This is a genomic window from Enteroscipio rubneri, assembly GCF_002899715.1.
Taxonomy (GTDB): Bacteria; Actinomycetota; Coriobacteriia; order Coriobacteriales; family Eggerthellaceae; genus Enteroscipio; species Enteroscipio rubneri.
On sequence record NZ_PPEK01000001.1, the window covers coordinates 190834 to 215721 of the forward strand.

At 62.4% G+C, this 24888-nt stretch carries 20 protein-coding genes; 16 read left to right on the forward strand and 4 right to left on the reverse strand.

All coding sequences use genetic code 11. The features are described from left to right. The first annotated feature begins 52 nt into the window (after nucleotides 1–52). From C2L71_RS00785 to C2L71_RS00800, 4 genes are all read left to right on the forward strand, one after another. Nucleotides 53–1585 (forward strand): helix-turn-helix transcriptional regulator, encoded by a 1533-nt coding sequence (locus C2L71_RS00785; protein ID WP_103263882.1) that lies wholly within the window; start codon nucleotides 53–55, stop codon nucleotides 1583–1585. Between the two features lie 139 nt (nucleotides 1586–1724). After that, nucleotides 1725–5063 carry a single-stranded-DNA-specific exonuclease RecJ gene (recJ, locus tag C2L71_RS00790; protein WP_103263883.1) on the forward strand — a complete coding sequence of 1113 codons (3339 nt, stop codon included), beginning with the start codon at nucleotides 1725–1727 and terminating at the stop codon, nucleotides 5061–5063. Nucleotides 5064–5168: 105 nt separating this feature from the next. Next, nucleotides 5169–7562, forward strand: a complete 2394-nt coding sequence (locus C2L71_RS00795; RefSeq protein ID WP_103263884.1) for a RelA/SpoT family protein — start codon at nucleotides 5169–5171, stop codon at nucleotides 7560–7562. A gap of 67 nt (nucleotides 7563–7629) precedes the next feature. Continuing rightward, nucleotides 7630–8295 (forward strand): MBL fold metallo-hydrolase, encoded by a 666-nt coding sequence (locus C2L71_RS00800; protein ID WP_103263885.1) that lies wholly within the window; start codon nucleotides 7630–7632, stop codon nucleotides 8293–8295. A gap of 4 nt (nucleotides 8296–8299) precedes the next feature. Here the strand turns inward: C2L71_RS00800 and C2L71_RS00805 are convergent, their stop codons facing one another. After that, nucleotides 8300–9472: an MFS transporter gene (locus tag C2L71_RS00805; protein WP_103263886.1), complete on the reverse strand. Its 1173-nt coding sequence runs from the start codon at nucleotides 9470–9472 to the stop codon at nucleotides 8300–8302. A gap of 212 nt (nucleotides 9473–9684) precedes the next feature. On the opposite strand from C2L71_RS00805, the gene C2L71_RS00810 reads away from it, so the two are divergent. From C2L71_RS00810 to C2L71_RS00820, 3 genes are read left to right on the forward strand one after another with little or no spacing between them, the layout of a single operon-like run. Next, nucleotides 9685–10737 carry an inorganic phosphate transporter gene (locus tag C2L71_RS00810; protein ID WP_103263887.1) on the forward strand — a complete coding sequence of 351 codons (1053 nt, stop codon included), beginning with the start codon at nucleotides 9685–9687 and terminating at the stop codon, nucleotides 10735–10737. 9 nt (nucleotides 10738–10746) lie between these two features. Then, nucleotides 10747–11376, forward strand: a complete 630-nt coding sequence (locus C2L71_RS00815; RefSeq protein WP_103263888.1) for a DUF47 domain-containing protein — start codon at nucleotides 10747–10749, stop codon at nucleotides 11374–11376. 10 nt (nucleotides 11377–11386) lie between these two features. After that, nucleotides 11387–12043 carry a DUF47 domain-containing protein gene (locus C2L71_RS00820; protein WP_239926193.1) on the forward strand — a complete coding sequence of 219 codons (657 nt, stop codon included), beginning with the start codon at nucleotides 11387–11389 and terminating at the stop codon, nucleotides 12041–12043. 114 nt (nucleotides 12044–12157) lie between these two features. Here the strand turns inward: C2L71_RS00820 and C2L71_RS00825 are convergent, their stop codons facing one another. After that, nucleotides 12158–13123, reverse strand: coding sequence for a trimeric intracellular cation channel family protein (locus C2L71_RS00825; RefSeq protein ID WP_103263889.1), 966 nt, complete (start codon nucleotides 13121–13123; stop codon nucleotides 12158–12160). Nucleotides 13124–13128: 5 nt separating this feature from the next. After that, complete coding sequence (locus C2L71_RS00830) at nucleotides 13129–14118, reverse strand: zinc dependent phospholipase C family protein (protein WP_103263890.1); 990 nt, start codon at nucleotides 14116–14118, stop codon at nucleotides 13129–13131. Nucleotides 14119–14361: 243 nt separating this feature from the next. Here C2L71_RS00830 and C2L71_RS00835 point away from each other — a divergent pair, with 243 nt between their 5' ends. From C2L71_RS00835 to C2L71_RS00850, 5 genes are all read left to right on the forward strand, one after another. Further along, nucleotides 14362–15588 carry an MFS transporter gene (locus C2L71_RS00835; RefSeq protein WP_103263891.1) on the forward strand — a complete coding sequence of 409 codons (1227 nt, stop codon included), beginning with the start codon at nucleotides 14362–14364 and terminating at the stop codon, nucleotides 15586–15588. A gap of 503 nt (nucleotides 15589–16091) precedes the next feature. After that, nucleotides 16092–16496, forward strand: a complete 405-nt coding sequence (locus C2L71_RS12230) for a hypothetical protein (protein ID WP_103263892.1) — start codon at nucleotides 16092–16094, stop codon at nucleotides 16494–16496. Then, nucleotides 16457–16741 (forward strand): FAD-binding protein, encoded by a 285-nt coding sequence (locus C2L71_RS12475; protein WP_420841316.1) that lies wholly within the window; start codon nucleotides 16457–16459, stop codon nucleotides 16739–16741. The genes C2L71_RS12230 and C2L71_RS12475 overlap by 40 nt, the downstream gene beginning before the upstream one ends. 312 nt (nucleotides 16742–17053) lie before the next feature. Then, a complete protein-coding gene (locus C2L71_RS00845) occupies nucleotides 17054–17239 on the forward strand; it encodes a hypothetical protein (protein WP_103263893.1) in 186 nt (61 codons plus the stop codon). Between the two features lie 196 nt (nucleotides 17240–17435). Continuing rightward, entirely contained in the window at nucleotides 17436–18605 is a 1170-nt protein-coding gene (locus tag C2L71_RS00850) for a PucR family transcriptional regulator (protein ID WP_103263894.1), read from the forward strand. Nucleotides 18606–18678: 73 nt separating this feature from the next. On the opposite strand, the gene C2L71_RS00855 is transcribed toward C2L71_RS00850, so the two are convergent. Further along, complete coding sequence (locus tag C2L71_RS00855) at nucleotides 18679–20259, reverse strand: FAD-dependent oxidoreductase (protein WP_157938909.1); 1581 nt, start codon at nucleotides 20257–20259, stop codon at nucleotides 18679–18681. A gap of 374 nt (nucleotides 20260–20633) precedes the next feature. Between C2L71_RS00855 and C2L71_RS00860 the strand changes: the two genes are divergently transcribed. From C2L71_RS00860 to C2L71_RS00875, 4 genes are all read left to right on the forward strand, one after another. Beyond that, nucleotides 20634–21590, forward strand: coding sequence for a hypothetical protein (locus C2L71_RS00860; RefSeq protein ID WP_129588453.1), 957 nt, complete (start codon nucleotides 20634–20636; stop codon nucleotides 21588–21590). Continuing rightward, on the forward strand, nucleotides 21566–22132 hold the full coding sequence (locus C2L71_RS00865; protein WP_103263897.1) for a response regulator transcription factor: 567 nt from the start codon (nucleotides 21566–21568) through the stop codon (nucleotides 22130–22132). Before C2L71_RS00860 ends, C2L71_RS00865 begins: the two co-directional genes overlap by 25 nt. A gap of 151 nt (nucleotides 22133–22283) precedes the next feature. Then, nucleotides 22284–23564 (forward strand): aspartate kinase, encoded by a 1281-nt coding sequence (locus C2L71_RS00870; RefSeq protein WP_103263898.1) that lies wholly within the window; start codon nucleotides 22284–22286, stop codon nucleotides 23562–23564. 194 nt (nucleotides 23565–23758) lie between these two features. Then, nucleotides 23759–24808, forward strand: a complete 1050-nt coding sequence (locus C2L71_RS00875; RefSeq protein WP_103263899.1) for an aspartate-semialdehyde dehydrogenase — start codon at nucleotides 23759–23761, stop codon at nucleotides 24806–24808. Nucleotides 24809–24888 lie beyond the last annotated feature (80 nt).

Genomic DNA, 24888 nt, shown 5'->3' on the forward strand with positions numbered 1-24888 from the left:
CAACGCGTCTGGTAAAATGACGCTACGGTGATACAGAGGGGGACTCTCGCAGATGCGTGCTCCATCAGCATTGAAACCGGATGTGCCAAGCTTCGGGTACGCGACGTTTCTGTCCATCAATGCAACGTCCATCTGGGGCGGCATCTACCCCTACCTGCCCGCGTTCTGCCAGACGTCGCTCACCACCATCGTATTCTACACGGTGCAGATCGCCGCGTTCTGGCTGGCGTTCTGCGCGGCCATGGCCCTCACGTGGGCGCGGCCCGGACTTGCGCGCGGCGCGCACGTTCTGGCGTTCTCGGCGCCCCTTGCGTTCGGACCTCTCATGCTGGTGGGCGCCATGTACCTGGAATCGCTCGCGCTCGTGCTGGTGGTGGGCGCGGCGGTGCTCGTCGGCGTGGGGTCGGCTGGCTACCTCATGAGCTGGCAGCGCGTGTTCGCCTCGCTCGACAGCGTGCGGGGCAACCTTGCGCTCATCAAGGGCACCGGGTTCTCGGCGCTGCTGTACTTCTTCCTGTGCTTCATCCCCACGGCGCTCACCGCCTACCTCATCCCGCTTGTGCTCGTGCCGCTGGCCGGGCTGTGCCTGTGGATCGCCGCGCGCGAGACGGATGCGCAGCAGCCCATGTTCGACGACGTCCCGCGCGAGCACGCGGTGGTGTACCGAAACGCGCTGCGCGAGAGCTTCCTGCCTGCGCTGTCGGTGGGCGCGCTCGGGTTCTGCTCGGGCGCCATTCGGTTCATCGCGGTTACGCACCAGGAACTGCTCAGCACCATCAACATCTTCTCGATGTTCGCGCTGCTGGCCGTGGTATCCGTGTTCTACGCGACGTGGCGGCGGCACACTATCCACGTGGACCTCATGAGCGTGTTCCGTGTGCTGTTTCCCATCGCGGCGACCTGCCTCATCGTGCTGCCGTTCGCGGGATCCGCGTTCACCACGGTGGGAAGCGGCGTGACGTACGCGTGCTTCATGCTGGCCTGCGTACTCATGATGATGCACTGCGGTCAGATCTCGCGCGACAGCGGCATCAACCCGGTGCTCGTATTCGCATTCTACGGCACCATCACCTACTTCATGCAGATGTGCGGCTACCTGGTGGGCTACGCGTCGGGCAGCGCGGCAGTGCTCGGCGTGGAGCAGCTGTCGTTTGTGGCGCTCGTGGCGCTGTACGTGATGCTGCTCATCGCGCTGGTGGGGCGCAAGGTGGGCAAGCTCCACACGAACCGCCTCGAGTTCCTCATGCTCACGCCGAAGGCGCCGCAGAAGGAGACGTCGGCCGAGATCGCCGTGACGCAGGCGGTGCGCGCCCGCGATGCCGGAGAGTCGTCCTCCGATGCGTCCGCCGCGCCGCAGCCGGTCGACCGCGTGTCGAAGCGTTGCAGGCGCCTGAGCGAGCTGTACGGCCTGTCCAGCCGCGAGGCCGAAGTCATGGAGCTGATCGTGCGCGGCTATTCGGGCCCGGCCATCGCCGAGATGCTGTTCATATCCGAGAACACCATGCGCACGCACTCGAAGCGCATCTACGGGAAGCTCGACATCCACAAGAAGCAGGAGCTGCTCGTCCTCGTCGATCAGATGTAGCGCTGCACGCCGAGCCGTTTGGCAAACGGCGGCAGCGCGACGCAAGAGCCGTTGGGCCTTTGGCGGTGACACTGTACGGCGATTGTGGGACAATAGCGCACAGACTATTCGAATTCACGCATGCGAGGTACGAGCGTTCATGTCAGCCCAGTTCAACATCAAAGCGGCCGATCCGGCTTCCGTCGCGCGGCTTCAGACCGAACTCAGCCTTCCCCGGTTCGTGGCGGCGACGCTTGTCGCGCGCGGATTCGCCGATCCCGCAGCAGCGCGGCGTTTCCTTGCCCCCTCGCTCGACCGCGATTGGCTCGACCCCTATTCGATTCCGGGTTTGGGAGCGGTTGCCGATGCGCTCGAGGCAGCTATGAGGCGCGACGAGCATATCATCGTATTCGGCGACTTCGATCTGGACGGCATTTCGGCCACCACCGTGCTTACGCGCGGCCTGCGTGCGTTCGGCGCGAAGGCGACGCCGTTCATCCCGCGGCGCTTCGAGGAAGGCTACGGAATTACGGAGGCTTCCATCGCGCGCCTGCGCACGCTCGATCCCGGTTTCGTCGTGACGGTGGACTGCGGCATCGCCTGCAAGGCTGAAGCCGCGGCGCTTGTGGAGGCCGGCATCGGCGTGGCTATCACCGACCATCACGAGCCGGCCGATCTCGTGCCTGAGGACGTGCCCGTGGCTGATCCGAAGTGCGGCAGCGGCTGCGAGAGCGCCATCCTGGCCGGCGTGGGCGTTGCCCTCAAGCTTGTGCAGGCGCTCGGGGGCCGGTTCGGACAACCGCATGCATGGCGCGATTACACCGACTTCGCCACCCTTGGCACGGTGGCCGACCTGATGCCTATGCGCGGTGAGAATCGCGCGCTCGTTGCGGACGGCATCATGCGCATGAACCGCGCGCCCCGCCCGTGCATTGCGGCGCTGCTCGGCACGGCGGGCGCGGCCGATAAACCGCTCAGCGCCACGAACCTCAGCTTCTCCGTCATCCCGCGGTTGAACGCTGCCGGACGCATGGGAGACGCGCAACTCGCGCTCGATTTGCTGCTCACCGACAATTTCGAAGAGGCAAATCAGCTAGCTGCCCGTCTTGAAGAGGTGAACGATAGACGCCGTGCCATCGAGGCCGAGCTTTCGGAGATCGCCAAGGCGCAAGCCGCTGAGGTGTATCATGGTCAGCGGGCGCTCGTCGTGTCGGGCGAGAGCTGGCACGAAGGAGTGAAGGGCATCGTGGCGAGCCGTCTGGTGAACACGTACGGCGTGCCGGCCCTCCTGTTCACCATTGACGGCGACGAGGCGCGCGGGAGCGGTCGCAGCGTCGGCCAGGTGAATCTGTTCAAGGCTGTGGAAGAGGCGTCGGATCTGCTCACGCGCTTCGGCGGCCACGAGGCGGCCGTGGGCGTCACCTTGCCGGCCGAAAACCTTCCCGAGTTCGAGCGCCGCCTCATCGCTTCTATGGATAAGCTTCCTGAGGACGCGTTCCATCCGCTCGTCGAGATCGATGCGTGCGTTGATCTCGACGAGCTCACGCTCGATAACGTGGCCATGCTTGATGCGCTTGCGCCGTTCGGGCAGGAGCACCTCGTGCCGGTGTACCTTGCACGCGACGTGACGCTTGTCAACTGCCGCGCAGTGGGCGCGGAGAAGAACCACTTCTCGTGCGTGCTTGCAGACGGGCGGACGACGGTGGCGGGCATCATGTTCCACTGCTCGGATATCGAATCGCTCATGCATACCGACAGCGTGGTCAACGCGGCGTTCGAAGTGCAGATCGACGAGTGGCGCGGACGCCGTTCGGTCAAGGCTATGCTGCAATCGATCGCGCCGGCGCGCACGTGCGCGGCCCTTGAGGCGTGCCTCAATCCCGAGAATCTCAGCTTTGTCGCCGATTTGTACGCCACAAGCGACGCCGAGCTATGCGCCACCACGCCGCCGCGCCCCGAGGATGTGGAAGCCTACGAGGCCGAGCGCGAAAAGAACCGCGCGCTCTGGGAGCAGCGCGCCTCGGAGGATCCCGAGAGCCTCGCGGAGGAGATCGTGCGCGCCATCATCGGCGAAAAACCCCTGCATGAGGCGCAGCGCGCCATCCTCGAGCATCTGCGCGAAGGCCGTTCCGTCCTGGGCGTCATGGCAACGGGGCGCGGCAAGTCGCTCACGTTTCACGTGCATGCGGCCATGCGGGCCCTCGCTCGTAAAGAGGCGAGCCTGTTCGTGTATCCGCTGCGTGCGCTCATTGCCGACCAGGCATTCCATCTGCGCGAAGCGCTTGACGCTTTCGGTATAGGGGTCGTCGCTCTCACCGGGGAGAGCACGCCCGACGAACGCCGTCAAGCATTCAAGGGATTGGCTGACGGAACCTACGACATCGCGCTTACCACGCCGGAGTTTTTGGCATGGCATGCCGATGAGTTCACATGCACGGGGCGCGTGGGCTTCGTCGTGGTCGATGAAGCCCATCATGTGGGTATGGCGAAGGCAGGGCAGCGCGTTGCCTACGCCGCCATCGGCTCCTCGATCGCTCGGCTGGGCGATCCGTCGCCGACGGTGCTTGCTCTCACGGCCACGGCCGATGACGAAGTAGCTGCGGCCATCAAGCGCGAGCTGCCTATCGATGCTTGCGTGTACGACCCCTCGAACCGCCCGAACCTCCAGGTGGACGACCAGCGCAACCTACGCAACCGCGAAACCTATCTGGCAAGCCTCGTCGCATCGGGCGGCAAGACGGTGGTCTACGTGAATTCGCGCGAGCAGTCGGTGGCCGTCGCTCGTGCTCTGCGCAAGCGGGTGCCGCAGCTTGCACCGCTCGTCGGATTCTATAACGCAGGCCTTTCTCGCGAGGAGCGCAAGCGTATCGAAGAACTGTTCCGCACGGATGCGCTGTCGGTGCTCGTGGCGACATCGGCCTTTGGCGAAGGGGTGGACATCCCGAACATCCGTCACGTCGTGCTGTATCACCTGCCGTTCAACGAGATCGAGTTCAACCAGATGAGCGGCCGCGCCGGACGCGACGGGCAAGACGCCGTCATCCATCTGCTGTTCGGCCGCGCCGATGCCGGCATCAACGAGCGCATCCTGCGCGATATGACCCCCGATCATGACTGCCTCGCGCAGGTGTACCGCGCGCTGCGCGCCATCCAGCGCGACAGCTCGACCGCCTTCTTCGCGATGAGCAACGCCGATGTGGCGGATGCCGCCAGTACCGATGCCTTTCCGGTCAGTCCGGCTTCGGCGGCGTGCGGCGTGGCGGTGTTCCGCGAGCTCGGACTCATCGAGACGCGCACCGCGTTCGGCGAAGGCGGCCTGGCTCGTTCCATCCACGTGGTGGAGACGAACGCCAAAGTTGAATTGACGGATAGCGTACGCTACCGTGAAGGTTTAGGGGAGCGTGCGATATTCCACGCCTTCAGGGACTGGGCGATGAAGAGCGATTCTGATAGCCTGCATAGACGGGTTTCCCGGCCGATCCTGCCAAGCGAAGCCTAAGCGGGGTTCGCATCGAGGTCGAACGCCCAATCGGCCGTTCACCGGCGGAGCGAACAAAACCGCATGCGTGCGCGGGCGCGCAGGATGGAAGAGAGGAGGTTGACGATGGGCAAAGACGGTCATGAAGAGCTGCTGGGCACGCCGCTCGAACCCGGCTCGCACCGCCAGACCGTGGAGGACAACCTGCTTGGGAGGCCGCGCGTGGCCGAGAAGTCGTTCGCTCCCGACGCTAAGAAGGAAAGCCAGGCGTCAAGGACGCCCGAAGAGCGTTTCGCCGAGCTGCAGCGCCTGACGTCGACGTACCTCTCCGAGGAGGACGAAGCCGTGCTGGCCAAGGCGTTCGCGTTCGCGAGCGAGGCGCATGCCGGCCAGTGCCGCAAAAGCGGCGAGCCATTTATCGCGCATCCCGTGGAGGTGGCCATTATCCTGGCCGATCTGCGCATGGATGTGGAGACGTTGTCCGCAGCTTTGCTGCACGACACCGTCGAGGATACAACGGTCACGCGCGAGCTGGTGGAGCAGGAGTTCAGCCCTGAAATCGCACAGCTGGTGGAGGGCGTGACGAAGATCACGCGCATCGAGGTGGAGAGCCTTTCCGACGAGCAGGCCGCCACCATTCGCAAGATGCTCGTGGCCATGAGCAAGGACATCCGCGTTATCGTCATCAAATTGGCCGACCGGTTGCATAACATGCGCACCCTGGGCGCACTGCGCGAGGATCGCCGTATCTTCAAGGCGCGCGAGACCCTGGAGATATACGCGCCCATCGCGCACCGTCTGGGGATCAACAACATCAAGTGGGAACTTGAGGACCTGTCGTTCTTCTACTTGGAACCGAACAAGTTCAAACAGGTTTCGCGCATGGTCACCGAAAGCCGTGCGGAGCGCGAAGGCTATCTCGATCAGATCATCGAGATCCTGCGAGATGAAATGGAGAAAGTTGGTATCCAGGCCCAAATCATGGGGCGCCCGAAGCACCTTTACTCCATCTACCAGAAGATGACGAAGAAGGGCAAGGGCTTTTCCGAGATATACGATCTCATCGCGGTGCGCATCATCGTGAAGTCGGTCAAGGACTGCTATTCGGCGCTCGGCGCGGTGCACACCTTGTGGCACCCTATGCCCGGCCGCTTCAAAGACTACATCGCCATGCCGAAGTTCAACATGTACCAGAGCTTGCACACCACGGTCATCGGCCCGGCGGGTCGGCCGCTTGAAGTGCAGATTCGCACAGAGGACATGCATCGTCAAAGCGAGTACGGCGTGGCAGCGCATTGGCGCTATAAGGAGAAGGGCGGCAAGAGCGGTGATGCGCTCGACCAGCAGCTCGCCTGGTTGCGCCAGATGATCGATTGGCAGAGCGAGACGCAGGATTCGCGGGAGTTTCTCAAAGACCTCAAGGTCGACCTCGCTCCCACCGAGGTGTACGTGTTCACGCCCAAGGGCGAGGCCATGAGCCTGCGCTCGGGGTCGACTCCCGTCGATTTCGCCTATGCCATCCACACCGAGGTGGGCAATCACTGCGTGGGCGCAAAGGTGAACGGGGCCATCGTGCCGCTTACCTACGAGCTGCAGCTGGGCGACCGTGTGGAGATCCTCACACAGAAAAGCGCAAGTCCTTCGCGCGACTGGCTGAACATCGTGAAGACGCCCAGCGCGCGCAGCAAAATACGCTCGTACTTCAGCAAGATCAGCCGCGGCGATGATCTGCAGGCTGGCCGCGATAAGCTGACCCGCGAGATGCGCAAGCACGGCCTTGGCATTTCGAACGCGCAGTCCATGCGCGCTATGAAGGCGGTGGCCGAGCACATGGGCTTTCGCGATGCCGATGACATGCTCGTCAACATCGGCACGGGCAAAGAAGGCGCCCAGCACGTGGCGAACCGCCTGCTGAAGATACTCGTTGATCGCGGCACCGAGGCCGACGAAGCGCCGGGCCTGGGTTCGGGCACCATGTCCACAGGCAAGCTGCCCCCCATGCTCACCAGCGTGAAGCGGCCCAAAAAGCACGAGGCGCACACGTCCAACGGCGTGGTGGTGAAGGGCATCGACGACGTGCTCGTGCGCCTGTCGAAGTGCTGCAACCCGGTGCCGGGCGATGAGATACTCGGTTTCGTGACGCGAGGTCGCGGAGTGTCGGTGCATCGCGCCGATTGTCCGAACGCGCAGGATCTGAAGCAGACGCCCGAGCGCATCATCGACGTGTCGTGGGAGCACGACCTGCCGAAGAACACCTCGTTCAAGGTGGAAGTGCTCATCGAGGCGCTTGATCGCATGAATCTGCTGCGCGATGTGACCATCATCCTCTCGGAAATGGGCGCGAACGTGCTGGCTTGCTCCACCACATCGCATCGCGACGGTATGGTTGAGATGCGCTTTTTGTTCCAGGTGTCCGACATCGCGCACATCGATATCGTATTGAACCGGCTGCGCGATGTTGAAGGCGTGTTCGATGCGCGTCGCATGGTGCCTAAAGCAGGCAGCGGCAAGAAGAAATAAGGGTCGTCGCGGACGCGTCCCGCGCGACGACGACATACAGTGTCGATCGAGAAGGAAGGAGCCTCCTATGGCTCGGATTCACAAGGTAAAGGGCACCTGCGTGCCGGTCGAGTATCTCGTGCTCGGCATGATCGCAAACAACGTGTTCATCGTCTCGGATGATGAGGCCACCTTCGTGGTGGATCCCACGTGCAAGGCTGACGAGATACTCGACGCGCTCGGCGATCGCAAACTCGATGCCATCGTTTTGACGCACCGCCACTCCGACCACGTGGGAGCCGCCAAGGAACTGCGCGACAAGACCGGGGCCATCGTCATCGCTTCCGCTATCGATGCGCCCGTCATCTCGGGCCGGACGAAGCTGCCGCACGATGACATGCGCTTCGAGCCGTGCCCGGTCGACCACACGGTAAGCGATGGCGATATCGTCAAGATCGGGAACATGCCGTGGAAGGTGATTCTCACGCCGGGGCACACCGAGGGCGGCATCTGCCTCTTCCTCGATCCGCAGTTCGGTACCGATCCAGCAGGTGCGCCCGTGCTCGTTTCGGGCGATACGCTGTTCTGCGGCTCCATCGGACGCACCGACTTCCATGGCGGAGACATGAAGGCTATGCGGAAATCGCTCAAGCGTTTGGCTGCACTGCCTGACGAGACCGTCGTTCTTCCTGGGCACGAGGCGCTCACCAGGATAGGCGACGAGCGTCGGCGGGTCTTCGCGTTCTACGCCTAGGAGGTTACCGCCGGCCTCTGGCCGGCGGCTCTTGCGGCGCCAAGCGCTTGCCCATCGATGCGGCGATAGCTAGACACGCAGCGGCGAACAAGGCAAAGGCGGCGAATCCCGGCACGTAGGAGCCGAATGCGGCCAAGGATGCCGAGAGGACGAGCGGTGGGAAGAATCCGCCCAGACCGCCCCACATGGACACAATGCCGTTGGCCAAGCCGGCCTGCTTGCCGAAAGCGCTTGGCACGAGCTTGAACACCACGCCGTTGCCGATGCCGCACGCGGCGCCGATGAGGTAGATGCCCGCCAGGTACAGGGACAGCCCCGGCGCCGCGGCCAGCACGACCGCGCCTGCGATGTGCGCGGCGAACGTCCCGGCGAGCAATCGATGGCAGTCGAAGCGGTCGGCCAGCCATCCGCCCAGCACGCGAACAACGGCGGCCGTCACAATGAATGCTGAGGTGGCGATACCTGCCGTGACGCCGTCCAAGCCGTAGTGCGACGTGAGGAAATTCGGCAGGTACACGGTGAGTGCCACGAACGCTCCGAACGTGACGAAATAGAACAGCGAAAACTTCCACAAACGGCTATCGCGCCAGATGGCGCGCAACTGGCTCATAATGGGCGTCTTCGCACGTGGTTCGCTGCGGTCGCCCAGTGCAAAGTTCAGCACGGCGAATGCGGCCAGCAGTATGAGGTAGAGTTGCGCGGCCGCACGCCAGCCGAAGGCGGCCGCCGCCACGGGAGCGAGCCATGTGGTGAGGGCTGTGCCCACGTTGCCGAATCCGTACACGCCGTTTACAAAACCATGGCGCTCTTGCGGGTAGTAAGCAGGCAGCGAGGTTACGCCTATGGAGAATACCGCGCCGCCCAAACCGAGGAACACGCCGCCGACGAGCAATTCCTGCCAGGTTGTCGCAGAGCTGATGAGCCAGACCGGGGCCAGCAGTAGCACGAAGCTTGCCGTGAACATGACGCGGGCTCCCAGCAGGTCCGCGAGGTAGCCGAACGGCACCCGAAGCACGCTTCCCAACACCACGGGCACGGCCGTGAGCAGCGCGAGCTGGTTTTCGGGTATGGCGATATCCTGCTTGATGGCGGGCAGCAGCGACGACAGGATGACCCAGGCCATAAACCCCGCGATCAAATCGGCCGTCTGCAACGGCAGCTGGATTCTCGCCCTCATGTCCGCCTCCCCTCCCCGGTCGATCTCCTCGCAGGCACCCGTCCCTCATGACGATCCCCATAATCTACCATGATCAAACGGCTCCGTGCATCTTTCGCCGACCCCTCGGCACGCCTTCATAAAAAGGCGTGGTGAAAGTCTTTCGGTTCCGCGGTTTTACGTTAAACTGATGATGTGCCGAATCGTTGCTTCGTTTTGTCGAGAGGGCGTTCATGACCATCGAGTGGGCTGCGTTTGTTGCCGAGCTCGCCTCCAACCCGGTGCTGGTGGCGGTGACCCTGCTGAATATCGGCGTCATCGTTGTCAACGGGGCGACCGATGCCCCCAATGCGATTGCCACAGTGGTTTCGACGCGCGCGATGAAGCCGAAGCATGCCATCGTCATGGCTGCCATCTGCAATTTTCTTGGACTTTTGGTTATATCGTTGTTTACGGCAGCCGTTGCGCACACCATTTTCAACATGGTCGACTTTGGGGGCGACGCCCGTCAATCGCTCATCGCGCTCATGGCGGCTATGGTTGCCATCATCGTATGGGGGGTCGCTGCCTGGTGGTTCGGCATTCCCACTTCGCAAAGCCATTCGCTTATTGCCGGGCTCACCGGAGCGGCCATCGCGCTGCAGGGCGGTTTCGGCGCCATCAACGGCGAGGAGTGGATCAAAGTGGTGTACGGCATTCTGCTGTCCACGCTTCTCGGCTTTTTCCTCGGGTGGTTCAATTCAAAGATCATCGGACGGCTGTGCGCCAACATGGATCGTCATAAGACGGCGTCCGTCTTCCGTTGGGCGCAGATCGTCTCGGGCGCAGGCGTCGCCTTTATGCACGGGGCGCAGGACGGACAGAAGTTCATGAGCATCTTCGTGCTGGCCATCATGCTGGCATCGGGCACGGACGGCGCCGAAAACATGGCGCTGCCTCTATGGCTTATGGTTTTTTGCGCTTTCAATATGGGACTCGGAACGGCTGTGGGAGGCGAGCGCATCATCAAGAGCGTCGGCCTCGACATGGTGAAGCTCGAGCCCTTCCAAGGCTTCGCCGCCAGCTGCGCGACATTTTTCTGTCTCATGCTATCCACGTTCGCCGGGCTGCCGGTGTCCACGACGCACACGAACACGACGGCCATCATGGGCGTGGGGGCGGCCAAGCGCAAGAGCGCGGTAAAGTGGGGGATTGCCGTCGATATGGTAAAAACGTGGGTGCTCACGTTCCCGGGCTGCGGTTTGCTCGGGTTCGTGTTCGCCCATCTGTTCTTGATGTTCTCGTAAGGAGGCCCCATGGGCAAGAAGAACAAGTTCGACTATTTCGCTGCGTTCGAGAAGCAAACGGAAGTTGCGGTTCGAGAGGCCGATCTGCTGATAGAGGCGATTGATGGATTCACCGAAGCCGAGGCGCTTGGGAACATCATGGAGCTGGCCCATACAATCGAGCATGAGGGAGACGAGATCAACCACGCAATCCTCAAGACGGTGGCCACCGATTTCATCACACCCATCGATCGTGAGGATATCATCGGCCTCGCGCATGCGCTCGACAACATTGTCGACTTTATCGAAGACGTCATGCAGCGCTTCTACATGTACGACGTCCACTTCATGCATAACGATGCCCGCGAATTCGCCTGCCTCATTAAGAAGAGCTGTATGGCGCTCGACACGGCTATGGAGGACTTCCGCAATTTCAAGAAGTCGAAGAAGTTCAAGCAGCTCATCATCGATGTGAATACCTATGAGGAAGAGGCCGACCAGCATTTCATGAACGCGATTCGCAAGCTGCACACCGTCGATCGCGAGAACCCTATGCGCGTGCTGGTTTGGACGCAGATTTTCGAGCGCATGGAGAAGTGCTGCGACGCGTGCGAGCATGCTGCCGACACGATGAACACCATACTGCTCAAGAACGTGTAAGGGCGCGCTCATGGGCAAGGGCATGAAGAACGGCAAGCATGGCACGGACGGTGCGGCGGACTATTTCAACCTGTTTCAAAAGCAATCAGGGGCCGCCGTCACCGTAGCGGGCCTGCTGGTCAAGGTGATCGACGACTACGCTTCGCCTGAAAGCGTGCACGAGCACATGGAGCGCGCGCACGAGCTTGAGAACCGCAGCGACGAGTACTGCCATCAGGTATACAAGCGTCTGGCTCGCGACTTCATGACGCCGATCGAGCGCGACGATATCATCGACATGACGCGCGAACTCGATGACCTGATCGACCGGATCGAAGATGTGGTGCTGTGCTTCTACATGTACGACGTGCAAGCCATGCACGCCGAAGCGCGTGCGTTCGCCCGACTCGTCAAGAAAAGCTGCAAGGCGCTCGATCGGGCCATGGGCGAGTTCCGCAATTTCAAGAAGTCGAAAGAGTTCAAGCGTCTCATCATCGACGTGAACACCTACGAAGAGGAAGCCGATCGGCTGTTTCGCGAGGTAAATCGCGCTCTGTACGGAGACAGCGGGGAAGAAGGCAAGAACTTGCTTGTGTGGTCTCAGATTTTCGGTCGGATGGAGCAATGCTGCGATGCATGCGAGCATGTGGCTGACACGATGCGCGGCATTCTGCTCAAGAACGCATAGCGGGATTGGACCGAGCGCGTGACGATGGAGCAGCACGGGGCTTCGCGCACAGGGCGGCATGAACGATGCGCCCGTGGAGCAACGTTGAAATGCGAAGGCCGCCTGCGCCGGTGATCAGCGACGGGGTTCGAATGGATCGGGGGGCTGGTCGTTCTCGCCTGCGCTGCCCATGATGCGGCGCAGCTCCTCGCGGTCGACGATGATGCGGTCGCTCGGATCTGCCGCATGCTCAACGGAAGCATCGCTTGGAGCTGTTCGCCCATCGGGTACTTCGAGCTCGCGCCCGCTTTTCGCATTCCGTTTCGGGACGACCTCGCCGTTCATGCGCGCCCAGAACGCGCGGAGCTTTTCGTAGCCCCGCCGCTCCTTATCGCGTTCCACCTTGCCTTTGGGCGGGCGCACTCGCCGCGCTACGGATTTTACCGGCTTGGCGACGGCGCTCGTCACCACATCCGAGTAATCGCGCGGCGGGCTGGTTCTCCATCCGAAGAACAGCGACGCGTAACGCAGTCCCAGCACGAGCACGGCGCAGGTTAGCGCCGCATACTGGTCAAGGATGTGGTTCTGCGCCATGAGGGCGTACGCGATCGAGCCGATGAGCGCCGCCGACCCATACAGAGCACCGGCTTGGAATGCCTCCGGCTCGCGATTCATACAGATGTCGCGCAGAATGCCGCCGCCGACGGCGGTGATGGTACCCAGGATGACGGCTGGAACGATGTCGAGGCCGGCTGACAGGGCCTTTCCCACGCTGATGACGGCCCAGAGCGCGACCGAGAGGTTGTCGAGCAGGTCGACGACGGGATCAAGATAGGTGGCCAGCTTGCCGAAGAAGAACACGATGACGCCCGCAGCGGCCGCTGCCACGATGAGCGTGGGGCGCTGGAACGCGTAGATACCGTAGTTCTGCAGCAGCAGGTCACGCATGATGCCGCCTGCCAGACCGGTGATGATGGCGATGCAGACCACGCCGAAGATGTCGTAGCGGGCTCGCACGGCGCTCATGGCGCCGGACAGACCGCCGGTGAGCACGGCGGCGAGTTCGAGCCAGAAGGGGATGGTAAGGACAACCTCGAGCATGGAGTCTAGGCGTTTTCAGGAATGTCGTCGGCTTCACTGTCCTCAACCGAGACGAGCAGGGCGACGACGGGCTGTCCTGAGAAGTTCAAGTCGCCGGTGATGCGGCGCGCCGCTTCGACGTCGAATCCTTCCTGGTCGAATGCTGATATGCTCGGAGGAGCCTTCCTAAGCGCTTCGTCGTAGAGATCCCAGAATCCCTCCGTGCGAGCCTTTCCCGTGAAGGGATCTTCCCACGTGCGATGCTCATGGTTGTCGAAAACGCTCTCCGTCAACTTTACGGGTCGATGGCTCATTGCGCGGAAGAACGAGTGCGGGCGCGCCAATCGCTCGATACGGCCGATGGCGGCGCGCTTCAAGCCGCGAGGGGAGTGGAACGCCTGCTGGGCGATGCGGAAGTCCTTCACGGCCGTTGCGAACAGATCGGCGGGTATCGCCTCGCCGTACACGGTGACCGCGACGTAGACGTACATCTTCGACACGACTCGCAGCACCAGATCACTCGCCTTGAGAATCTCCTCCGCGGGGTTGAACGCAGCGACGGTGGTCTCGCGCTTTTTGAACAGGACGAGTTCGTCGAGTTCGCTTTCGATGACGGCATGCACCTCGGATCCGTCTGCTCGGGTCAAACCCGGCTCGCCGGCGTCGCACGCCTCGTACTCGTTGAAGAATACGAAGGGGTGCGCTGTCGAGTCCAGCACGTAATGGCACAGGAATCCGAGTGCATACGCGCGGCCGATGGGCCGTTCTACGCTGTCCAGCACCGACAACGAGCTTTTAAAGGCGGCCAGCAATTCGTTCGGACGCTTGTCGTGCATGGTGCTGCCCAGACGGTTATGCGCGCGCAGCCGCGGGCTGAGCACGGCGTAGAAGAGCGGATCGGGCCCTTGGTTGCCCAAGAGGAACGCTTCGGCTTCGTCGCGCGAGCCGCCGATCAGGCTGAAAAGCCGGTCGTAGACGTCGCGTCCAAAAGAGTCGTGGGTGATGATTGCCGGCATGCGATGACGCTCCGTTCCTTACCGTAAATTAACGAGTATCAACGGCCCTCATCATATACAATGTGCGGTGAGTTGTTAACCATCGGTTTGCTTTCAACATACTGCCGAGCGGGGATGGTCGGCACCCTGCGCGAGGGGCCTTTGCGCGCGCTCGGACGAGCGGCAGCAGAGAAGACGCGTCGGTGGGGTTTCGGCGCGAAAACGGCGATGCAAGTCCGAATGCGAAAGACGAGAGGCGCGGCCATGGCGGGCAAGCTGACGAAGCAGGAGAAAAGCTGGATTCTCTACGATGTGGGCAATTCGGCGTTCGTGCTGTTGGCCACGGCGCTCATTCCCGTGTACTTCGCCTCGATCGCCGAGCCCGGTTCGTCGGTCGTGGTGGCCTGGGGCTACGCCGAAACGGCGGCTTCGCTCGTACTGGCCCTGCTCATGCCCGTCCTGGGCAGCCTCGCCGACCTCAAGGGCAACAAGAAGAAGTTCTTCATCGGCACGGTGGGCACCGGTGCCATCGCGCTTGCAGCGCTTGGCATCCCCACGGCGGCGATGGCGTTCCTCGTGCTGTACGTGATCGCGTCCATCATGCTGAACGGCTCGATGGTGTTCTACGACGCGTTCCTCGTGGACGCCACCTGCGACGAGCGCTACGACGAGGTGTCGTCGCAAGGCTATGCGTGGGGTTACATCGGCTCGTGCGTACCGTTCATAGCGTGCCTGGCCGTGGTGCTGGGCGGGCCGACCATCGGCATCCCCATGGACGTGGGGATGAAGGTGGCATTCCTCATCACGGCTGTGTGGTGGGTGGCGTTCAGCATCCCGCTCATCAGGAACGTGCACCAGACGCATTTCAAAGAGCGCCCCGCGCATCTGATCCGCGACACGTTCGGCGGCCTGGCGCGCACGCTCAAGCGCATCTTCAAGGACAAGCGGCTGCGCTACTTCATGCTGGCGTTCTTCTGCTACATCGACGGCGTGCACACCATTATCAAGATGTCCACGAGCTACGGTACCGACCTGGGCATCGACGCGACGCAGCTCGTGCTAGCGCTGCTGGTGACGCAGTTCGTGGCGTTCCCGTCGGCCATCGCCTACGGGCGGCTGTCCACGAGGTTCGGCACGAAGCGCATGCTGCTGGTGGCCATCGGCGCGTACTTCTGCATTACGCTGTTCGCGGCGTTCTTCCTGCGCGAGGCCGTGGAGTTCTGGATCCTCGCCATCTGTGTGGGCCTGTTCCAAGGCGGCATCCAGGCGCTGTCGCGCAGCGAGTTCGGCAAGCTCATCCCCAAGGAGCACGCGAACGAGTACTACGGTTTCTTCGACATCTTCGGCAAGTACGCCGCCGTCATGGGCACGTTTCTGGTGAGCGTGTTCACTCAGATCACCGGCAACTCGTCCATGGGCGTGCTGTCCATAGCCGTGCTGTTTGTGCTGGGCTTCGTGCTGCTGTGGCGGATGCCGGAGAACAAGGGATAGCGCGCCCGATCGCGCTCAGCAGCAGTGTCAAACCCTGGAATTCTTCGTCGAGCGCGGGCGAACTCTCGTTTTCTGTTAAAAAAACGAGGTATGGGAACTCTGAAGGTGCTATCAGCTTCCGAGCTCTCCGATGCGTTTTTAATGACCTGGGGTTATGCGGGAGCTTGCGCGACTGCGCCTCCTGCCATCGAGGATTTACGTAGAGATCGGTTCCCTTACCTCGTTTTTTCTGCAGAATTCGTCTTTCGAGCCGCGCTTATGGGGGTGCGTACATGTCCCAAAAACAGGCGCCTTTTGGGACGGGCGCCTTTTGGGTCATGCGGGGCAGCGTTTGAAGGGTCATCCGCCATTCGGCTTTTCTAGTGGATGGGCTCATGCCCCACCAAATGGAACGTCCTCCTCATGGACAGATGGTTCACTACGATCCCACGCTCCTGCCCGAAGGAGATGCGCCGTTCTCTGGAAATCCCTACCTTTCTGTTAACGCAAAGAGCGAACGGTTCATGGACGAGAACCTGAGCTATCAATACAACGTCCTCACCGTTTCAAGACAACCGAAGCAGGTAATGTTTCAAATCATCGATGGTTTGTTGCGCGACAATTGGGAAAAAATCGTTGGTACCGGATATCGCCGCAGCGCGGTTAACGCCAGCTCTGAAGAGACATGGCAGACAGGTCTTGACAATGGCGCAATCCTGCAAGCTGACACCCTCGAAGAACTTGCAGAACTCATGGGCGTGCCTGTTGATGAATTCGTTGCAACATGCAGACGTTACCAAACCATGGTGGAAAAGGAAAAGACGAAGACTACGGAAAAGACGAAGACTACGGAAAAGACGAAGACTACGGAAAAGACCCAGCGCTCTTGGTGCTCACACCAGTCAAGAACGCTCCGTTCTACGCAATAAAGCGTCAGCCAGCAATCCTCGCAACACTTAGAGGGCTGGTTTGCATTCCAGAGCTTCGGGTGCTCGATAACGACAACAACATAATAGAAGGGCTATACGCTGCGGGCAACATCGTTGGGATGTGCTTCGGATACGACTGCTCCATCTCTATCGGCAGCATCAGCTGCGGACGTGCGATGTGTTTTGGCCGGGTGGCTGCCAAATCCGCCTTAGGCGTACTTGAGACATACACCTGGGACGACTAATCAGATCGACACGAAAAGCTCCTATCGATTCTAACCTCTACTTAAAGGGGCAGCTTGGGAAAGCCAGGCTGCCCCTTTCTCGGGCGCCAAGCATTGACCTGGACGCTCCTGAGGAAGCATCCTGCTACTGCCGTTGCTGCCTTTACTTCTTGCTTCGAGGAGGCATCTTTGAAAGCTTTGGAGGTTAGGGAACCGAAGCGGCTTTGTACGATCGGACAAAACGCATCGCCTCGATTCTTTCGCCTCTACAAATGCGGCGCACACGGCTGGCTGTACCCTCTTGGTAGTGAAAACGAGTGAGAGGAGCATCCCATGGTAGAGAAACTGAACGAGCAAGCTGCGTCCGCCCTACTGTCGCTTGAACCCGGCGATCTGTCGTACTGCCTGAAGCTGACGAAGCGCTTCGAGCATCTGGGCATCAGCCCGGCGCACGCGAGCGACGCCCTGTGCACGCTCGTAGAAGGCGGCAACCTGGAGTTCATCTACCAGATCCGCTAACGTCTGTGCCGGCACCTTGCCGGCGCGGCCCGCTTTGCTGCTGGTCGGCGCCGGTGCAGTTCGCTTCGCCACCGGCGGTCGGCGCCCGCTTGCGCACTGCCGCCGACGCAACCTGCGCGCCGCTGTCGGCTCGCCCTTTCGGCATCGATGCCGCATCTGGTATATCATGGAGCAGTCTTCATCGAAGGGGTCTCATGTGATAACGGTAGCGGACATCATCGCATTGCCGGCGTTCAAGCGCATCGAGCTTGCGGCGCCGTGCCCCGGCGCCGGCGCTCGCGGCGTGCGCAACGTGGGCATCCTCGATCTCGCGCCCGACGAGCAGGCCTACGCCGACTACCTGCCGGGCGAGTTCATCGTGTCGAACCTCGGCTTCGCGCGCAACGATCCCGATCTCATGGAGGCGTCGCTTCTGGCCCTCATCGCGCGCAACGTGGCGGCCGTGGCCGTGAAGACCGTCTACCATCCCGCCATCGGCGCTGCCGTGCGCGCGGCCAGCGAGGCTCGCGGCGTGCCGCTGTATCTGTATGAGGGCGACTACCACGAGGTGGTTGCCTACCAGGCCCTCGACCTCATCCGCCGCGACGAGGAGGAATCGGATAAGGGGCGCATGGTGGCCGGGCTTCTGGCCGACCACGACGAGCAGGTCACGCGCGCGGCCATCTATGGGCTGACCGGGGCGATGGGCTCCACCCTCCAATGCTTCGCCGTTGCTCCGCGCTCGGGTGACGAATGCTCGCTGTATGCGGTCCTCGATGCGCTCGCCGGGGTGCTCGCCGAATTCAAGCGCGACTGGGCCAGCGTGGATACCGCGTACGCCTGCCGCTACCACAGCATGCTGTTGGCCTTCGTCTCCTACGTCCAGCCTCCCGCCTCGGTGCGCGCTGCCTCCGAGGCCGATCTTATCGCGCGCATCCAGAGGACAGGGCTTGTGCACGTGGGCGTGGGAGAGGAGGGGCCGCTCTTCGACGGCGATTTGACCGTGCAGGAGGCGCTGGCCGCGCTCAAGACCGCGCGCACCGAGGACGCCGACGTCGCATGTTGGACCGACTTGCACCACGACGCGTTTCGGGCCGTGGCCTCCACCAGCCGCCTGTTCGCCCGCACAGCTGCCTACCATCGGGCCCTGCTCGAGGAGCACGATGCCGCGAACGGCGCAGAGCTTGCGGCAACGGCCGAGGCCCTCGCGCGCGCCTACGGCGACGTGCGCCACGCTGCGGAAATCCTTCATCAGCACCCGAACACGGTGCGCTACCGCCTGCGCAAGGCGAAGGCGGTGCTGGGTATGCCGGACGCGCCCGACCGCGAGTTCGTCTTCCTGCTGGGGCTCGTGTTCCTGGAGCACACGAACCCGCTCGAGGCATAGCGGCTCGCGGTCGCGCGCGCAGGATTATACGGTCTCGGCCTGGGATGGAGGGCCGAGACCGAGGTGAAATTCTCTAAGCTATCTCGTCGTCGAATGTGCCGGTCGCGCTCATGACCGCCAGAACGCCGCCCGTCATGGAGCGACCGAGCGAGAACCCGCCGAACCCGTTGACGGGATAGTCGTACCCGAAGAAGGATCCCTGCACGTTGCCCGCTGCGTACAGGCCCTTGATCACCTGGCGATCCTTCGAAAGAACCTGCAGGTATTCGTTGCACGTGAGGCCGGGTGCTGCAACGAACTTGGACGCTTGGTACTCCATGAGGTAGAACGGGGCGTCCTTGATGCCGTTGTTCGCAAGCACTTCGGGGTCGACGCCGAAGTCGAGGTCATCCCCGCCGTCGACCAGTTCGTTGTAGCGCTTGACCGTGCGCACGAGCTCGTCGGCGGGAATGCCCACTGCGTCGGCCAGCCCCTCGATGGTGTCGGATTGGTAGGTGTTGCCCAGTTTCAAGCCCTCGTCCAACTCTTCCTGTGTGCAGCTGCCGTGCTCCACCACGTGGCTGTCCATAATCTGGTAGGCGCGATGGTCGGGCTGTAGGGCGATGGACGTGCCCTGGTACTGGTCGCCGCCGTTCTCGTTGAAAAAGCGCTTGCCTTCGGTGTTCACATGCAGGTAGGGAAGGCTGACGCAGGGAGCGGTGCCTTGCGGCAGCGCGCTCGGCGTAATGAACATCTGCATGCCCGAAGGGGGATCGTCCATGTCGGCACCTACCCATAAGCCCATCTTCAATCCGTCGCCGGTGTTCGTGGCCACGGCATGGTTCGTAGGAACGTCCAGCATGACGGGGCAGTACGCCTCCAACATCTCCTCGTCGTCGGAGATATCGCCCGTGCACAGGATAACGCCCTTCGATGCGTTCACCCGGACGTAGGAGCTGCCCGTCTGTCCGATGACCCCGACGACGTTGTTCTCTCCGTCGGTCACCAGCTGGACCGCTGGCGTCTCGTAGAGGTAGCGCGCCCCGTACTCAGCGGCCTTCGCGGCGATATTGTTGTGGAGCGTCTTGAACCCGGTGTAGCGAGTGGCGTAATCGTCGTTGAGGATCCACTGGCATCCTGTATGGGTGTCTTCCACGATGTCCCAGCTGGGGGCAGGGTCGGGCACTTCGGAGACAATCCATTCGATGGCGGCCCCTGAACGCTCCATGATGTTTCGTACGAGGCGCAGGTTGGGCTTGCCGTTGGAAATCGCGGCGAAGTTCTGAATGTCGTTCGAGATGTTCCAGACAAGGCCGTTCTCCGTGCCGAACTTCGTGTTCCACGACCCGCAGCCCTGGCCGTTCACCTGGGGCGTAGACTCTTTCTGCAGGACGATGACGTCGTATCCGTGTTTCGCCGCGTACAGGGCGGCGGGATTTCCCGCCACGCCGGCTCCGACGATACACAGCTCGCATTCGTACGTGTCGGATATCTTGTCGTCGGGAATGGGTTCCGGCGCTGTCGACCAGCTCCAGCGTCCGGCCTCCGATGAGCCAGCCGCGTCGGCCGACTGGGTGGACGACGTCGAAGCGCAGCCCGCCAAAGCGGCGGCGCCCAAGGCGGCCGTACCTGCCAATCCGGCGCCCTTGATGAAACTGCGTCGCGATATATCCATAGTGCTTCCCCTCTCCATCCTTGTTCCAACATGCGATTCCGCCATGCCGGCGCGTGATTCGGCCGGCATGGGAGAAGGCTACGTGAAACACGCAACATCCTCCTCTCCCAAAAGCGCTCGATACTGAGGTATCTTCGAAAAGCTCCTACCCCAAAACCAGTTTAGACAGGGGTATCTTTGCTTTGCGATGCGTTTCGCCATTGGTAAACGTGTGTGCGTTCTCTAGAATGAGGAGCGAAGAACGCTTCGGGGGAAGGACGCCTGCGAGTTGCGCCGCAACGTCTCTGCGTCAGCTGACGAAGAGCGCGTCTGGCGATGCGGAGGAGCCGGGCGTTTCGGCGGTGCGGGTGAATGCGGGGGCGAGGGGGATGGTCGTGCGCATTGATTGGGAGAAGGTTTGGAAGAAGCTGCCGGCGGCTCCGTTCTGCTTTCTCGGCTTCGCCTTCGCGCGTGCATGGGCCGAGGTTCCGTATTTGAGCCCGCAGGCCTCCTTCCCGTTCCAAACGGGCTCGCTGTCGCTTTGGTTCGACGGCGCTACCGCGGTGGCCTTGGCGGCGTTCGCACTGGGGGCGAACCGCATCGCTCCGCTATCGAGCCGCCGCCACGTGCTGCTCGTCACGGTGCTGCTTCATCTGGCCAGCAACTGCCTGAGCCTCTGCACGCACCTGCTCCCTTCCACGGCGCCCTTCCTGTCACTGCCGGCCGTCTTCACGGGCGGGGTGGGGGTGGCGTTCGCCCTCATGCTGTGGGCCGAGTTCTTCAGCTGCTTCAACGCATTGAAAATCGCCTTGTACTATTCGATGAGTCTCATCTTGAGCTTCTTTTGCGTGCTGCTTATGAGGGGTCTGGCATTTGAGTGGCTCTGGACGTGCAACGCGCTCTTACCCGCCGCATCCATGCTGTGCCTGTGGCGCTCCTTCGCGAGCCTGCCCGAGGAGGATCGTCCGCCGGTTCCTTCGCGCAGGTTCTCGTTTCCCTTCAAGCCGGCGCTGGTGGTCGCACTCTACGCGTTCGCGCTGGGTATGACGCTTCCCCTCACCATCGAGACGATCGGCGTGGATTCGAACCCCGGCGTGGTAGCGGCGGCGCTGGTCGTTTACGGGCTGGTGATGACGAAGGGCGACGATCTCGATCTGTCCCTGCTCTGGAAGCTCGCGCTTCCCGCGACCTTGCTGGCCCTCGTGCCGCTGGGCGGCCTGCTGCCGTTCGGCGACGTGCTGCCCGGCATGCTGGCTTCTGGCGGATACACTCTGTTCGTCACGCTGATCATGTGCATCTTGGGCAACCTGTCCTACCGCTACGGCATATGCGCCTTGTGTTCGTCACGCTGATCATGTGCATCTTGGGCAACCTGTCCTACCGCTACGGCATATGCGCCTTGTGGCTTTTCGCCATCGAGCGCTTCGTGCGGCTGCTGTTCGGTCTCGCGGGCACGATGACGAGCCAGCTGCTCTGGCAGGCGCCTCTCGACCCGACGATCTCCCAGGTCGTTTCATCAGCTATCGTCGTCATCCTCATCGGGCTGACCACGCTGTTCTTCTTTTCGGAAAAGCAGATCGACTCCCCCTGGGGCGTCGTGCTAAAGAACCCCCTGTCCAAGGACATCGACCTCATACTGAGCAAGACGCACCTGGGCATCCGATGCCACGAGGTTGCGCAGGAGTGCGGACTCACGCCACGTGAAGAGCAGATACTCCTGTGCCTTCTGCAGAAGAAGAAGCCGAGCCGCATAGCGGAGGAGCTATGCATCGAGGTGAGCACCATCCGGGTCCACGTCAAGCACATCTACCGGAAGACCGATGTCCATTCGCGAAACGAACTGCTCAGCTTAGTGGGGTTGCAGGAGGCAGACGCCGAGCGCGCGGACCGGTGAAGCCTTCACATCCTGCGCGCCCGCGGCCGCGGGCGCGCTATGCACATTCGCTGTGAATAAACGCCTGCTCGGGGGCATTTAGTCGATTGGCTTGCAGGTTGTTTGGTATAGTGAACGCTCGATTGGGTTCACTGTTAAAAGAAAGATAGCCATGTCGCTAATCGTATGCAAATTCGGAGGCACGTCCGTCGCCTCGCCCGAGCGCATCCAGATGGTTGCGAAGCGGCTCATCGCGCGCAAGCAGGCAGGCCATGATGTCGTCGCCGTAGTGTCCGCTATGGGCAAGACGACCGATGAGTTGGTCGGGCTGGCAAGCGCGCTCAACGACAACCCGCCGGCGCGTGAGATGGACCGTCTGCTGTCCACCGGCGAGCAGGTGTCCATGACGCTTCTGGCTATGGCCATCGAAGCGCGCGGCTACAAGGCCATGAGTTTTACAGGTCGCCAGGCCGGCATCGAGACGGACGGCATGCACGCCAAAGCTAAAATCGTGAAGGTGCACAACGAGCGTATCATGGAAGCCGTTAACAGGGGCATGATCGCGGTTGTCGCAGGCTTCCAGGGGATCGACGCCAACGGCGATATCACCACGCTCGGGCGCGGCGGATCGGATACGACGGCCGTCGCGGTTGCTTGGGGGATCGGGGCGGACGTCTGCGAGATCTACTCCGACGTGGACGGCGTGTACACAGCCGATCCGCGCGTGTGCCCACGTGCCAAGAAGCTCGATGTCATCAGGTATGACGACATGCTGGAGCTCTCCAGCTCGGGCGCGGGCGTGTTGCAGATGCGCGCTGTGGAGTTCGCGCGCAAGTTCAACGTGGTCATCCATTCGCGCTCGGCGTTCTCGGATGCCGAAGGCACCTATATCAAGGAGGAAACCGACATGATGGAGGAAGCCGTCATCACTGGCATCGCCCATGACACATCCGAGGTGAAGTTCACCATCCGCGGCGTGCCCGACATGACCGGCGTGGCCGCGAAGGTGTTCTCGGCATTGGCGGGCAACGCCGTGAGCGTCGACATGATCATCCAGAACATTTCGGAAGCCGGCATCACGGACATCAGCTTTACCTGCCCCGGTGCCGACATGAAGCGAGCGCGTGAAACGGTGGAGCGCATCCTGCCCGACATTAAAGCGCGCGATTACGACGTGGACGAGGACATTGCAAAGGTGAGCCTCGTGGGAACGGGCATGAAGTCGTCGCCCGGTGTGGCGGCGCGCGCATTCTCGACGCTCGGCGAAAACCATATCAACATCCTGGCCATCTCCACCTCGCCCATCCGCCTGTCGGTGGTGGTGGACGGTGCGCAGGCCGCGGCGGCCGTACGCTGCCTGCATACGGCGTTCGACCTGGATAGCGACAGCGTGTTCGAGGAGACGCAACTCTCCGCCGAGGAGATCGCGGCGAAGATGAACAAGGGACGTTGACGTTCCGCCGTTCTGCCGAACGGCGGAACGGCTCGACGCTGCGAAGGACCGGCGCGCGCCGCCTTCGCGCGATCCCGGCGGCTCGCGTACCGAAGTACGCTTCGCCTCCGCGATCCCACGAATTCGGCGCCCCGACTCCTCTCGCTGACTGACTACGCCAACCTGGAAACAACCTGGGGAAAGGGAGAACTGCTATGACTTGGACAAAGAAGATGCCGGCGAATCCGGTGGTGGCGATAGCGGGTGCGACGGGCGCAGTGGGCGCTGAGTTCCTGCAGGTGCTGCACGACGTGGACTTCCCGGCGAGCGAGGTGCGGGCACTGGCGTCGGCGCGCTCGGCGGGCAAGAGGCTGCCCTTCGCGGGCTGCGGCCAGGTGCCGGCGGGCGAGCTTGTGGTGCAGGAAATGACGCCGGAGTCGTTCGCGGGCGTGGACATCGCGCTGTTCTCCTGCGGAGCCGGCCTGTCGAAGCAGATGCGCCAGGCTGTGGTGGATGCAGGTGCCGTGATGATCGACAACTCCAGCGCGTTCCGCATGGACGAGGACGTGCCGCTGGTGGTGCCCGAGGTGAACCCGGGCGACGTTGCCTGGCACAACGGCGTCATCGCGAACCCGAACTGCTCCACCATCCAGATGGTGGTGGCGCTGAAGCCGCTCTACGACCTGTCGCCCATCACGCGTGTGGTGGTGTCCACCTACCAGGCGGCCAGCGGCGGCGGCGCGCCGGCTATGGCCGAGCTGTACGAGCAGACGAAGGCGTTCCTCGACGGCACGCCGGAAGACGAGCTGGCGGTGGAGGTGTTCCAGCATCGCATCGCGTTCAACTGCATCCCGCACATCGACGTGTTCCTAGACGACGATTCCACCAAGGAAGAGTGGAAGATGGTCGTGGAGACGAAGAAGATCATGGGCGATCAGGGCATCAAGGTGGCCGCCACCTGTGTGCGCGTGCCCGTGCTGCGCTGCCATGCGGAGTCGGTGAACGTGGAGTTCGCCGGCGATGTGAGCGTGGAGGCCGCGCGCGCTGCTTTCGCGGCGACCGACGGCATCACGGTCATGGACGACCCGGCATCCAGCGCCTATCCCATGCCGGGCCTTTTGGCCGGCACCGACGATACCTACGTCGGGCGCCTGCGCCGCGACGACACGGTGGAGCACGGCCTGGCTATGTGGGTGGTGGCCGACCAGATCCGCAAGGGCGCCGCGCTCAACGCCGTGCAGATCGCCCAGCTGCTGCTGCCGTAAGGCTGCTTGCCCCTCGTCCTGCAAGCGGGATCGGCCCACCGTGCGGCTCGGTTCCGCTTCGGCCGCATCGTCGCTCCGCG

What these genes read in the sequence shown, in the direction of transcription:
- C2L71_RS00785 (WP_103263882.1), top strand. Translation starts at nt 53, where the DNA reads ATGCGTGCTCCATCAGCATTGAAACCGGATGTGCCAAGCTTCGGGTAC.
- recJ (WP_103263883.1), top strand. Translation starts at nt 1,725, where the DNA reads ATGTCAGCCCAGTTCAACATCAAAGCGGCCGATCCGGCTTCCGTCGCG.
- C2L71_RS00795 (WP_103263884.1), top strand. Translation starts at nt 5,169, where the DNA reads ATGGGCAAAGACGGTCATGAAGAGCTGCTGGGCACGCCGCTCGAACCC.
- C2L71_RS00800 (WP_103263885.1), top strand. Translation starts at nt 7,630, where the DNA reads ATGGCTCGGATTCACAAGGTAAAGGGCACCTGCGTGCCGGTCGAGTAT.
- C2L71_RS00805 (WP_103263886.1), bottom strand. Translation starts at nt 9,472, where the DNA reads ATGAGGGCGAGAATCCAGCTGCCGTTGCAGACGGCCGATTTGATCGCG.
- C2L71_RS00810 (WP_103263887.1), top strand. Translation starts at nt 9,685, where the DNA reads ATGACCATCGAGTGGGCTGCGTTTGTTGCCGAGCTCGCCTCCAACCCG.
- C2L71_RS00815 (WP_103263888.1), top strand. Translation starts at nt 10,747, where the DNA reads ATGGGCAAGAAGAACAAGTTCGACTATTTCGCTGCGTTCGAGAAGCAA.
- C2L71_RS00820 (WP_239926193.1), top strand. Translation starts at nt 11,387, where the DNA reads ATGGGCAAGGGCATGAAGAACGGCAAGCATGGCACGGACGGTGCGGCG.
- C2L71_RS00825 (WP_103263889.1), bottom strand. Translation starts at nt 13,123, where the DNA reads ATGCTCGAGGTTGTCCTTACCATCCCCTTCTGGCTCGAACTCGCCGCC.
- C2L71_RS00830 (WP_103263890.1), bottom strand. Translation starts at nt 14,118, where the DNA reads ATGCCGGCAATCATCACCCACGACTCTTTTGGACGCGACGTCTACGAC.
- C2L71_RS00835 (WP_103263891.1), top strand. Translation starts at nt 14,362, where the DNA reads ATGGCGGGCAAGCTGACGAAGCAGGAGAAAAGCTGGATTCTCTACGAT.
- C2L71_RS12230 (WP_103263892.1), top strand. Translation starts at nt 16,092, where the DNA reads ATGGACGAGAACCTGAGCTATCAATACAACGTCCTCACCGTTTCAAGA.
- C2L71_RS00845 (WP_103263893.1), top strand. Translation starts at nt 17,054, where the DNA reads ATGGTAGAGAAACTGAACGAGCAAGCTGCGTCCGCCCTACTGTCGCTT.
- C2L71_RS00855 (WP_157938909.1), bottom strand. Translation starts at nt 20,259, where the DNA reads ATGGATATATCGCGACGCAGTTTCATCAAGGGCGCCGGATTGGCAGGT.
- C2L71_RS00865 (WP_103263897.1), top strand. Translation starts at nt 21,566, where the DNA reads ATGCGCCTTGTGTTCGTCACGCTGATCATGTGCATCTTGGGCAACCTG.
- C2L71_RS00870 (WP_103263898.1), top strand. Translation starts at nt 22,284, where the DNA reads ATGTCGCTAATCGTATGCAAATTCGGAGGCACGTCCGTCGCCTCGCCC.
- C2L71_RS00875 (WP_103263899.1), top strand. Translation starts at nt 23,759, where the DNA reads ATGACTTGGACAAAGAAGATGCCGGCGAATCCGGTGGTGGCGATAGCG.